The sequence below is a fragment of the Lentimicrobiaceae bacterium genome, from assembly GCA_023227965.1.
In the GTDB taxonomy this organism is placed as follows: domain Bacteria; phylum Bacteroidota; class Bacteroidia; order Bacteroidales; family JALOCA01; genus JALOCA01.
Genome location: JALOCA010000002.1, coordinates 78,609 through 90,557, shown reverse-complemented (window position 1 = coordinate 90,557; position 11,949 = coordinate 78,609). Strand labels below are relative to the sequence as shown.

Genomic DNA, 11,949 nt, shown 5'->3' with positions numbered 1-11,949 from the left:
GTTGCAGGTAAAATTGAAACCCCGGAAATTATCCGTTGGATGTAACAATGCTTTCCTATGATTAGTTCTGTGCTTTTCTGTTAATATTTTGCTTATGTTTGTTTATGCTTTCCAACAATGCCCTGCCATACTACATTATTCCTAATTTTATTCCCCAGTTGGCTTGTCCTCACCAGTGTATTTTTTGTAACCAGCAAAAAATTACCGGGAGTATTAGCATACCGAAGCCGGAAGATGTCATCAAAAAAGTTACGGCTTATCTACAGGGTATTCCTGCTGAAAATTCGCGGGTGGAAATTGCATTTTACGGCGGAAGTTTTACAGGGCTTCCTTTCAGCCTAATGGAAGATTACCTGAAAGCAGCTTTCCGCTTTGTTGAAGACGGAAGGGTGCAGCACCTTAGGGTTTCAACACGACCCGATTACATCAATAAAGAAATTCTTGCGTTACTTAAAAAATATAAAGTCAAAGTAGTTGAGTTGGGAGCGCAGTCGTTCGACGACGAAGTATTACGCCTTTCGGGCAGGGGGCATACCGTTGAGGATATAGAAAAAGCATCGCAGGCAATACTTGATGAGGGAATAGAGTTAGGATTGCAGATGATGGTTGGCTTACCTGGTGACACGCCAGAAAAATCAGTGGCTACTGCCCGGGAAATAGTTGCGCTTGGTGCTGCTAACACGCGTATTTACCCGGTTTTGGTTATCAGGAAAACACCTCTTGCAAAAATGTATTACGAAGGTAAATACCAGCCACTTTCTCTTCCGGAAGCCGTGCAGCGTGTTAAACTTCTTATTCCTGTTTTTGAAGAAAAAAATGTCAGAATCCTGCGCATAGGATTGCATCCCTCAGAAGGATTGCTTACCCGAAGCCAACTCATTGCCGGACCTTTTCATGTTTCTTTCAGGGAATTGGTGCTTACCAAAATATGGAACGACTTGCTTGCACCTCTCTGCATTCATTCGGATAAAAATGAAATACAAGTTTCTGTTTCTCCAACCGAATTAAATTTTGCAATAGGTTATGGAGCAGCAAACCGGAAACGACTTTTGCAATTCTATCGCAAAGTTAGATTTACAGCCGACCCTGCATTGAAAAACAGAAATTACTATGTGGATTATAATTGACAAAAAAATGCCTTCGTCGGCAAAGCAAAATCTTTCAAAGTTTGGCAATTTGATTGAATTACAAACGAGTAACATTGCTTACCCAGCCATCTCGGGACATCCTGACATTTTTTTCTGCAATTTTGATTCATGCCTTTTTACGGCACCAAACCTTCCTCAGGAATATTTTAATTTTTTTGAGAAAAACAGCATAAGCTTCCGAAGTGGTAAAAAAATGGTTGAGAGCAATTACCCCGGAAGCGCCCGGTACAATGCCGTGGTAACAGATGATTTTCTGATTCATAATATTCATGTAACCGATGTAGTTATAAAGGAAAATGTGGGAAACCGGTTTTGGGTAAACGTTAATCAGGGCTACGCCCGTTGCAATTTGTTAGCCCTACCCGGAAAACGGTTCATCACTTCCGACCGGGGTATTGAAAGAAAACTGCTTAACCAGCAAGCCCAGATTTTGTATGTTAATCCCGAAGGTATAGTACTTGAAGGATTTGCAAATGGTTTTTTCGGAGGATGCTGTGGCATTTTTCAGGATACGGTTTTTATCTGCGGAAGCCTTCAATATTACCGCGAAGGTGAAAAAGTGAAGAAAATGATAAATTCCTGCGAATTACAAATAATTGAACTTTACGATGGTCCGTTAACCGATACGGGGAGCATTGTTTTTGTTCCCGGTTAAAACCGGTTGACTGAGTTTTCAGCCTGCCAGGAAAGAAATATCCGTATTAACAAGTTCGGCAAAACTATTTTCTTCTGACGAAACTGCGAGGCAGAAACCGGGAATACCGGGATATATTTTTACGTGTATATTTTGTTTTACTTCCTCTTTGAAAATGGCAAAATTTTCATTCTGTTGCTTTACGGTAAATGTGTTGAGTGATGCTGTTAAGCCTTCACCCGTTAACTTAAGGTAACTTTCCTTAATGGTCCAAAGCCGGTAAAAATATTGCGTCTGTTCTTCATCGGGTAGTTTTAGCAAAACGTTTTTTTCTTCCTCGCTGAAAAAACGCAAGGCTACATCAAGGCGGGGTTTTCTGATTCTTTCCACGTCAATTCCAACGGGAGCAGAAGCAACAGCAACAACCACCCATTCGTGCGAATGGGAAATGTTAAAATGCAGTTGCGGGAAATCATTCAGATAAGGCTTGCCATGTTTGCTAAGTGAAAATAAGAATTTGTCAGGAGCAATGCCTGTTTTTTGTGAAATTATTTTGCGTGTCAGTACCTCTCCAAGCAAAGTCCGTTGTTGCGATGCAGGATGAGTATAACTTTCCGTCCTTTCCTGTGAATTCAAAGGAAGCAGCCGCATAAAAACGGGTTTTACCTGTTGGTAAGCATCTTCGTTGAGGGTTTGTACAGCAAAAACTTCTACCATGGTTATTGTTTTACAATACTCAGTTTGCGAAGATTGGGAGCAATTCTGGCAGTTATGCCCACAACAGCCAGCGTCATACTTCCGCCAAAGATTACCGAGGGAATAAGTCCCAGCAGCCGCGCAGCCAATCCCGATTCGAAGGTACCGATTTCGTTGGAAGAACCGACAAAAATGCTGTTTACAGCCATCACCCTTCCACGCATATTGTCGGGGATGTAAAGTTGAAGTATGGTATGCCTGATTATCACACTTACATTGTCGAATACCCCGCCAACAGCAAGCAATGCCAGGGAAAGATAAAAATTACGGGAAAGCGCAAAACCAATGATGCAGATGCCAAATGCTGCCACTGACAGCAAGAGGTTTCGCCCCGCCGATTTCAGGGGAGGATGGTAAGCAAGAAACAAAGCCATACCAATGGCACCCAAAGCCGGTGCAGCCCGTAGAAAGCCTAATCCTTGCGGTCCTGTGTGCAGAATGTCGGATGCAAAAACAGGTAATAGTGCAACAGCACCCCCAAAAAGAACGGCAAACATATCAAGAGAAATGGCTCCCAATATTATCTGGTTGCTGAAGACAAACCTGATGCCAGCACCAAGCCCCTGTATCAGGGTTTCTCCTTTTACAATCGGTGGAAGTGGCTTATTTTTAACGTAAAAAAACATTATCAGCGAAAGGATTACACCGCCGACGACACAAAAATAAGCCGTGTGTATTCCTGCAAAACCATAAACCAGTCCTCCGGCAGCCGGACCGCTTACCGCTGCAATATGCCAAATGGTACTGTTCCATGTTGATGAATTGGGGTATAAACTCCGGGGAACTAATTGTGCCATAAGTGCTGCTTGGGCAGGATAAAAAAACGCCCTTCCTATCCCGGTAACAAAAATAATAGTGTAAATGGGTATGACTCCAAATTGTGCATACAGGCTGGCAAACCGATAACTTAGCAAAAGCAGGCAAACGGCTCCCAGCAAGTACGTAAAAGTGGAAATCATGATTATTTTTTTCCTGTTGAACCTGTCGGCAGCCCATCCGGCAAACAAGGCAACTGAAAGAAACGGAATTGCCTCAGCCAAACCTATGAATCCCAATGCAAGAACATCCTTTGTAACTTCATATACCTGCCAGCCGATGATTACACTTTGCATCTGGATGACAAAAGTAAGCAGGAATCTTCCCGAAAGAAACAACCTGAATTCGGGTATCCTCAGTGCTGCATAGGCATCGTGTTTTGTGGAATCTACTGTCATTATCCTGTTTATGGAAAAAGTATGCAAAGGTATGATTTAATCCTGCATTCAATTTAAGGAATCAGTCATTCACCCAATTTAATGATTCATAATTTTTATATCCTCTTATTTTTGCCAAAAATTTAAAAAATGGAAACAAAAACTAACGCTCAGTTAATAAAAATTTCTTCCGCCTGCGGTTTACATTGCCAGGTTTGTTCAATATACATAGGCACCCGGGAAGATATGAAACGGCTGGAATTTATCAGTTCAAGAATGAATGTTCCGGTCGAGGTAATGAAATGCAATGGCTGTCGCAGCGAAAAACGGGCAGGACATTGCCAGCAGTGCAGCTTCCTGAAATGTATTGCAGAAAAAAATATTGATTATTGCGGACAATGTGACGAATACCCATGCGAAACACTCGAAAAATTCAAACAGGAACGCCCGCATCGTATGGATTTATATTCTGATACTGCATGTTTGCTTTCCAGAGGCATTGAAATCTGGAATAAGGAAGTTCTGGCGAAATATACCTGCAGCAAATGCGGAACCATCAACTCCGCTTACGATATTGCCTGCCGGCATTGCGGCGAAAGACCGTCTTCGGCATATGTAGCTAAATATGAAAAGGAAATTCTTGCAGCCCTAAATCGTTGAAATCAATGCCTGAAAAGTATAGTTGTTGAAAAACAGTACATTCTTCTTGTTTCTTTCCGTATTATTTTCCCTTGACAGTTCTGTATCGAATACATAACAGTTTTTTACTTCTTATTTCCAGTTTTAGGGGAAATGCCGTATTTTATAAAATCTTTATACCCGCAAATGCTTTTTTAATATTTTCTTAATACCTTGGATTATAATTTTGTATCGTTGAATTTATGACGATATGAATGCAATTATTTTATCAACATTGTTAAAACCCGGTGTTCTCCGGATGTTGCTTTTATCCATTATGTCGGGTAATACGTTTGCTTACCTATGTGGGGCTATTATTGCCTTATTACTTCTTATTTACCTTGTTTACACTTTGTTTAAACCCGATAAATTTTAAACAAATGGTATTTACACTTGTCGAATTTTTTGGCGGATTAATTGCTGTTTTTTTCATCAGCTATTGGCTGACTTTGTTTATTGAGAAATTTTTTCATACAAAATTTAAACTATAAAAAATATGAACGATTTAGTCCAGATAGCGATTTACATAATCGGATTGCTCGCTTTAGCTCCCTTGCTCGGATTGTTTATGGCTAAAGTTTTTATGAATGAGAAACACATTCTGAAACCAGTATTTGGATGGCTTGAAAAAGGAATCTACCGGTTTACAGGGGCAAACGAAAACCAGGAGATGAACTGGAAAACCTATACATGGGGACTTGTACTTTTCAACTTCTTCGGATTTCTTGTGGTATTTCTGCTACAGCTATTTCAAAATCAACTTCCAGGCAATCCGCAACACTTGCCGGATGTTTCGTGGCATCTTGCTCTGAATACCGCCGTAAGTTTCATGACCAATACCAACTGGCAGTCATATGGTGGAGAAATTACCCTGGGCTATCTGGTGCAAATGCTTGGATTAACGGTACAAAACTTTGTAAGTGCGGCCACCGGTATTGCCGTTCTGCTGGCATTGCTGAGGGGGCTTACCCGTAAATCTACCGAAACTCTTGGCAATTTCTGGACAGATCTTACCCGCTCGGTGGTGTATGTCCTTTTACCTTTATCCCTGCTTCTGGCTATAGTGCTGGTAGGACAAGGCGTGGTGCAAACTTTTTCATCTTACCAAACTGCCGAAACTTTACAGGGAGCAAAGCAATCCATTCCCTTAGGTCCAGCAGCTTCCCAGATTGCCATCAAACAGTTGGGAACCAACGGAGGAGGTTTTTTCAACACAAACAGTGCCCATCCGTTTGAAAATCCGACACCTTTAAGTAATTTCCTCGAAATGCTTGCCATCCTTCTTATCCCATCGGCTTTAACCATCACCTACGGAAAACTTAGTGGTTCCTTACGGCATGGGTGGACATTGTTCCTGGTAATGTTCATCCTTTTTTCTGCCGGGCTGATTACCTCCTTTTATTCAGAATATCATTATAATGCAGCATTGCACGTTGCCGGATGTATGGAAGGAAAAGAAACCCGGCTTGGGGTTACCAACAGTGTGTTATGGTCGGTAGTTACCACCGATGCCTCCAACGGTTCGGTAAATGCCATGCACGACAGTTTTTCACCCCTGGCCGGAATGGTAGCTATTTTTAATATGATGATCGGGGAAGTGGTGTTTGGTGGTGTTGGTGCAGGCTTGTACGGAATGGCTGTTTTTATCATACTTACGGTATTTATTGCAGGACTGATGGTGGGAAGAACCCCAGAATATCTCGGTAAAAAAATTGAAGCTTACGAAGTAAGGATGGCAATGATAGCAGTATTGGCTCCTAATTTTGTAGTACTTGTATTTACGGCATGGGCGTGCAGGTTTGCACCCGGGTTGGCTGGACTAAACAATACCGGACCTCATGGTTTTTCTGAAATATTATATGCTTACAGTTCTGCAGCAGGAAACAACGGAAGTGCATTTGCCGGTTTAAACACCAATACTGTCTTTTACAATCTTACCATAGCCATAGGAATGATTATCGGGCGATTTGGAATCATCATTCCGGTGCTTGCCATTGCAGGAAATATGGCACGTAAAAAAATCACTCCACTTTCCGCCGGCACTTTTCGTACCGATAACTGGCTGTTTGTTATGCTACTAATAGGCGTGATACTGATTGTAGGCGGATTAACCTTTTTCCCGGCACTTTCGCTGGGACCGGTAATGGAGCATTTACTGATGAATAGTGGTATTACCTTTTAAATGATGATATTATGACACCGAAAGAATATAAAAAAACGCGTTTATTTACACGTAAGATATTTGAGAAAGCACTGCTTGATGCTTTAAAAAAGATGAATCCGGCGACATTAGTGAAAAATCCTGTCATTTTTATTGTAGCCATCGGCGCATCCATAACCAGTCTTTTAGTGGTGATGGATATTTTTTCAGGTACTTTTTCCTCCTTCGATTTTCAGATTACCATTTGGCTGTGGTTTACGGTACTGTTTGCCAATTTTTCTGAAGCCATAGCCGAAGGAAGAGGAAAAGCACAGGCAGACAGCCTCCGGAGAAGCCGCACACAAACCAAAGCCCGTAAGTTGATTAACGGAAGAGAAGAGATAATTGGTGCGACAGAAGTTAAACGGGGAGACCGGGTAGTATGCGAAACCGGGGATATTATTCCAGCCGATGGAGAAGTAATAGAAGGCATTGCCAGCGTGGACGAATCGGCTATCACCGGCGAATCGGCTCCGGTAATTCGCGAAAGCGGCGGCGACCGTAGTGCAGTAACCGGTGGCACCAAAGTGATAAGCGATAGGATAATAATAGAAGTTACATCCGAACAGGGCAATACATTCCTCGACCGGATGATAGCCCTGGTAGAAGGTGCCAAACGGCAAAAAACACCTAACGAAATAGCTTTAACCATCCTTTTGTCGGGGCTGACCATCATTTTTCTGCTGGCAGTAGTTACTTTACCTGCCTTTTTCGGCTACGACCTTGCGGCATCCGAACAGCCTATGCAACATAATCTCTCGTTATCTGTACTGATTGCCTTATTGGTATGTTTGATTCCCACTACCATCGGAGGGCTGCTTAGTGCCATCGGCATCAGCGGCATGGACCGTTTGTTGCAAAAAAACGTGATTGCCACCAGTGGCAAAGCCATCGAAGCTGCCGGGGATGTTGACGTTCTCCTTTTAGATAAAACAGGTACCATAACCTTAGGAAACAGAATGGCAACGGATTTTATTCCTGCCGAAGGAATAAGCCCGGAACAAATGGCAAATGCTGCACAACTATCTTCCCTTGCCGATGAAACTCCCGAAGGACGTTCCATTGTGGTGCTTGCCAAGGAAAAATTTAACCTTCGCGGAAAAGAAATTCATCCATCCGAAACCACATTTATTCCTTTTACCGCCCAGTCGCGGATGAGCGGAGTGGACATACGGCAGCCAGATGGCTCCATCCGGAGCATACGGAAAGGAGCAACCGATACGGTGAAAAAATTCATCGAAGACAACAATGGTTTTTTCCCAAAGAAAGTGGAGGAAATAGTTGCCTCGCTGGCAAAGCAGGGAGCAACACCTTTGGTAGTTGCCGAAAACAACCGTGTGCTGGGAGTTATTCATCTGAAGGATATTGTAAAAGGTGGTATTAAACAGCGGTTTGCCCAATTAAGGGCTATGGGTATCCGAACGGTAATGATTACCGGCGATAACCCGCTGACCGCCGCTGCTATTGCTGCTGAAGCCGGGGTGGACGACTTTCTTGCAGAAGCAAAACCGGAAGATAAATTGTACCGCATTCGCCAGGAACAAGCTAACGGACACTTAGTAGGAATGATAGGCGACGGAACCAACGACGCTCCGGCACTTGCCCAGGCAGACGTCGGGCTTGCCATGAACACCGGAACCCAGGCTGCCCGCGAAGCCGGCAACATGGTGGACCTGGACAGTAATCCGACCAAACTTATTGAAGTGGTGGAAACCGGGAAACAGTTGCTGATGACACGTGGCGCCCTGACTACCTTTAGTATTGCCAATGATGTGGCTAAATATTTTGCCATCATACCCGCAGTTGCAGTTTCGCTTTACGCAACAGGCAATCTGCCGGGTCCTTTATCCGCCCTCAACGTGATGAGGCTTACTTCTCCGGCAAGTGCTATCCTGAGTGCGGTTATTTTTAATGCTATTATTATCATACTATTGATTCCTTTGGCTCTGAAAGGGATTAAATACCGTCCCTTGTCTGCCAATGCTATTCTTACCCGTAACCTACTGATTTATGGCGCCGGAGGTTTAGTAGTGCCTTTTATCGGAATAAAGATGATTGACCTGTTGCTCGTTTATTTTAACATTATTTGAAAATGAAATCACAAGGAATGATTGCAGTTAAAATGCTGCTGGCTTTTACAATTCTTACCGGCATTCTTTATCCTTTGATGATAACCGGATTGGCACAGCTCATTTTTCCCCATCAGGCAAACGGAAGCCTGGTAAAAAAGGATGGAAGGCTCCTCGGTTCGGAACTCATCGGACAAAAGACCGATAGCAGCATCTATTTCTGGCCGCGACCTTCGGCAACGGATTACAACACCCTGCCTTCGGGAGGTTCCAACTTAGGTCCTACCAGTGAAAAGCTTAAAAATCTTGCAGAAAAAAGACGTAAGGCTTTTGTCTTCGGAAACAACCTTCGGACTAACACCGTCGTTCCCGCCGAAATGGTTTTTGCATCGGCAAGCGGTTTAGATCCGCATATTTCTCCGCGGGCAGCTTTGCTCCAAATGGATAGAATTGCTGCTGCAAGAAGTTTCAGCAAGCAGCAAAAGAGGCAATTAGAAGAGCTTATTCTTAAAAAAACAGAATTGCCGCAGTTTTCTCTTCTTGGAGAAGCCCGTGTAAATGTTTTTATGCTTAATTTAGCTCTTGATAAAACGCCATGAATCACTACGAAGAACATAAGCCCAGCCCTGGTGAACTATTAGCTTCTTTAAAATTAGAAGAAGAAAAAAGTAAACGGGGAAAACTGAAAATCTTTTTCGGGATGTGTGCCGGGGTAGGAAAGACTTTTTCCATGCTTCGTGCAGCACAGATTGATAAGTCGAAAGGAGTGGACATCGTGATTGGCTATGTGGAAACCCATCATCGTCAGGAAACCGAAGAATTACTGGAAGGGCTGGAACAAATCCCACGTGCCGAAATAGTTTATAAAGAAAAGACATTTCATGAGCCGGATGCGGAAGCTATCCTTGATCGCAACCCGCAGATTGTGCTGATGGACGAACTTGCCCATACCAACGCTCCCGGCAGCCGCCACCTGAAACGCTACCAGGACGTAATGGATATTCTTGACAGCGGAATAGATGTTTATACTACCGTAAATGTTCAGCACATCGAAAGCAAGTCGGATACGGTAGCACAAATCACCGGAATATCGGTTCGGGAAACCCTGCCCGACGAAATCTTTGAACAAGCCGATGAGATAGAGCTGGTGGACATTACTCCGGCAGAATTGCTTCAGCGCTTTTCGGAAGGGAAAATTTACACTCCTGAACGTTCGGCGGAAGCCATCAATAATTTTTTCCGCAAAGGAAATATTACTGCTTTGCGCGAAATGGCATTACGCATGGTAGCCGACAGGGTTGACAAACAGCTACGGGAATACATGCAGCAAAAACGTATTCCCGGGCCATGGAAATCAGGCTTACACCTGATGGCTGTAATTGGACCAAGCAAACAATCTGCCAGACTTATCCGGTGGGCCAAAAGTCTCTCCTACACCATGGGAGCTACGCTGATGACACTTTATGTGGAATCGCCCAACAAACTTTCGCCGGCCAGGCAAGAACAGTTGAATAAAAATGTTCGCCTTGCAAAAATGCTGGGAGCAAGGTATGTTTCCACTTCCGGCGACGACATTGTAAAAGCCATCTTAAACATAGCCCAGCGCGAAAACATCACCCACATTATCATTGGAAAACCAAAACATCGAAACCTTTTTTCATTGTTAAGACTTGGAAATTTTATCAATCGCCTTGTACGCCATAGTGGAAATATTGATGTATATGTAATGGGAGCCGATGGCCCCGCCGATAATCAATACTTGCGATATATAACTTTTCCATCCTTTGCATCAGGTTTTTCGCAATATTTCCTGGCGGGTTTCATAACTATTGTTACCGCTTTGGTATTTTATCCCATGAAACAATTTTTCGGATACCAGGTGGTAGCATACACCTTGCTTTTTACCGTATCCATTCTTGCCATGTTTTTGGGAATAGGCCCTATTTTGCTGGCAGCTACGTTAAGCGCCTTATTGTGGGATTATTTTTTCATTCCGCCTTCACTCACCCTTCATGTAGAAAGACCTGAAGATATGCTGATGCTGGGCATGTATTTTATTATTGCATTGCTCAACGGTATTTTAACGGCCAAAGTCCGCAAACAGGAACGGATGACGCGCGTAAGGGAAGAACGAACCAGTGCGCTCTACCAGCTCACAAAAGAACTCTCCTACGCATCAGGATTAAACGGGGTGGTAAATGCCGCCCTGAAAAACATCAAAAAATATTTTAAGGTGGAAGCTGCATTTATCCTGCAGAGCAGCAACAACGAACTGCAACATCGCATTGCCCACGAAAGCCCGATCCACTTGTCAGAGTCGGAGATGAGCATTGCATCCTGGAGTTTTATACACGCCAAAAGTGCCGGAAAATATACCGACACCCTTCCTTCTACCAATTATACTTTTTATCCGCTCAATGGAAGTCGCTTGCGGGTGGGGGTAGTTGCCGTAGAGCATTCCAAGGCTTTAAGCGGAGAAGAAGAAATTTTTTGGGAGACATTCAAAGCGCAGCTTTCCAATGCGCTGGAACGTGAGTTTCTGGATGAACTTGCCCGCAAGGCTTCCATCCTAGACGAATCGGACAAGCTGTACAAAACTCTTTTCAATTCTATTTCGCATGAGTTGCGCATTCCGGTTGCCACCATCATGGGCGCTTCGGACGCTTTGCTTTCTGTTGATTATGATAAAAACAGCTATTCCCGTCTTTGCAACGAAATATTTACTGCTTCCGAAAGACTGAACAGGCTGATAGAAAATCTGCTCAACATGTCGAGGCTGGAATCGGGAAGGATAACCCCACGCAAGGACTGGAACGATGTGCACGATTTGGTTAACAAAGTTACCGAAAACCTCCGCAACGAACTGCAACATTTCTCACTCGAAGTGGTAATACCCGACGATATCCCGCTGGTATTTATTGATTTCGGATTGGTGGAACAAATCTTATACAACCTGGTGTTCAATGCCACGCAATATGCTCCGCCTGAAACTACACTCCGGATAAAAATGTATTACGATAAGCCCAATTTTATCATGCAGGTGATGGATCGCGGGCCTGGTTTTCCCAAAGAAGCTATCCCACATGTCTTTGATAAGTTTTACCGTGTGGCGGGAACACAAACCGGCGGGACCGGATTAGGACTTTCCATAGTAAAAGGCTTTACCGAAGCACATAATGGTACCGTTAACATAAGAAACAGGCAAAATGGTGGCTCAATCATTACCGTACGTATTCCTTCTGAAACTCCAGACTTTACATTAATGCCATAA

9 protein-coding genes are annotated in these 11,949 nt (G+C 43.5%); 7 read left to right on the top strand and 2 right to left on the bottom strand.

Annotated features, from left to right (window positions below; translation table 11 throughout):
* The first annotated feature begins 104 nt into the window (after positions 1-104).
* The gene (locus M0R21_01250; protein ID MCK9616443.1) at positions 105-1,127 is read left to right on the top strand and encodes a radical SAM protein; all 1,023 of its coding nucleotides are present in this window, start codon (positions 105-107) and stop codon (positions 1,125-1,127) included.
* On the top strand, positions 1,111-1,803 hold the full coding sequence (locus tag M0R21_01245) for a hypothetical protein (protein MCK9616442.1): 693 nt from the start codon (positions 1,111-1,113) through the stop codon (positions 1,801-1,803). The genes M0R21_01250 and M0R21_01245 overlap by 17 nt, the downstream gene beginning before the upstream one ends.
* Positions 1,804-1,821: 18 nt before the next feature.
* On the opposite strand, the gene M0R21_01240 is transcribed toward M0R21_01245, so the two are convergent.
* Both M0R21_01240 and M0R21_01235 read right to left on the bottom strand, forming a co-directional pair.
* Positions 1,822-2,499 carry a 4'-phosphopantetheinyl transferase superfamily protein gene (locus M0R21_01240; GenBank protein ID MCK9616441.1) on the bottom strand — a complete coding sequence of 226 codons (678 nt, stop codon included), beginning with the start codon at positions 2,497-2,499 and terminating at the stop codon, positions 1,822-1,824.
* 2 nt (positions 2,500-2,501) lie between these two features.
* Entirely contained in the window at positions 2,502-3,752 is a 1,251-nt protein-coding gene (locus tag M0R21_01235) for an MFS transporter (protein ID MCK9616440.1), read from the bottom strand.
* A 129-nt stretch (positions 3,753-3,881) separates the two neighbouring features.
* Between M0R21_01235 and M0R21_01230 the strand changes: the two genes are divergently transcribed.
* From M0R21_01230 to M0R21_01210, 5 genes are all read left to right on the top strand, one after another.
* Positions 3,882-4,391, top strand: coding sequence for a DUF3795 domain-containing protein (locus tag M0R21_01230; GenBank protein MCK9616439.1), 510 nt, complete (start codon positions 3,882-3,884; stop codon positions 4,389-4,391).
* Positions 4,392-4,905: 514 nt separating this feature from the next.
* A complete protein-coding gene (gene kdpA / locus M0R21_01225; GenBank protein MCK9616438.1) occupies positions 4,906-6,591 on the top strand; it encodes a potassium-transporting ATPase subunit KdpA in 1,686 nt (561 codons plus the stop codon).
* A gap of 11 nt (positions 6,592-6,602) precedes the next feature.
* Positions 6,603-8,699, top strand: coding sequence for a potassium-transporting ATPase subunit KdpB (kdpB, locus tag M0R21_01220; GenBank protein ID MCK9616437.1), 2,097 nt, complete (start codon positions 6,603-6,605; stop codon positions 8,697-8,699).
* 2 nt (positions 8,700-8,701) lie between these two features.
* Positions 8,702-9,277: a potassium-transporting ATPase subunit KdpC gene (gene kdpC / locus M0R21_01215; GenBank protein ID MCK9616436.1), complete on the top strand. Its 576-nt coding sequence runs from the start codon at positions 8,702-8,704 to the stop codon at positions 9,275-9,277.
* Positions 9,274-11,949, top strand: a complete 2,676-nt coding sequence (locus M0R21_01210) for a sensor histidine kinase KdpD (protein ID MCK9616435.1) — start codon at positions 9,274-9,276, stop codon at positions 11,947-11,949. Before kdpC ends, M0R21_01210 begins: the two co-directional genes overlap by 4 nt.

Excerpts from the sequence above, each read along its gene's own strand:
- kdpA (MCK9616438.1), top strand. The coding sequence starts at position 4,906 with ATGAACGATTTAGTCCAGATAGCGATTTACATAATCGGATTGCTCGCT.
- M0R21_01230 (MCK9616439.1), top strand. The coding sequence starts at position 3,882 with ATGGAAACAAAAACTAACGCTCAGTTAATAAAAATTTCTTCCGCCTGC.
- M0R21_01240 (MCK9616441.1), bottom strand. The coding sequence starts at position 2,499 with ATGGTAGAAGTTTTTGCTGTACAAACCCTCAACGAAGATGCTTACCAA.
- kdpB (MCK9616437.1), top strand. The coding sequence starts at position 6,603 with ATGACACCGAAAGAATATAAAAAAACGCGTTTATTTACACGTAAGATA.
- M0R21_01245 (MCK9616442.1), top strand. The coding sequence starts at position 1,111 with ATGTGGATTATAATTGACAAAAAAATGCCTTCGTCGGCAAAGCAAAAT.
- M0R21_01235 (MCK9616440.1), bottom strand. The coding sequence starts at position 3,752 with ATGACAGTAGATTCCACAAAACACGATGCCTATGCAGCACTGAGGATA.
- M0R21_01210 (MCK9616435.1), top strand. The coding sequence starts at position 9,274 with ATGAATCACTACGAAGAACATAAGCCCAGCCCTGGTGAACTATTAGCT.
- kdpC (MCK9616436.1), top strand. The coding sequence starts at position 8,702 with ATGAAATCACAAGGAATGATTGCAGTTAAAATGCTGCTGGCTTTTACA.
- M0R21_01250 (MCK9616443.1), top strand. The coding sequence starts at position 105 with ATGCTTTCCAACAATGCCCTGCCATACTACATTATTCCTAATTTTATT.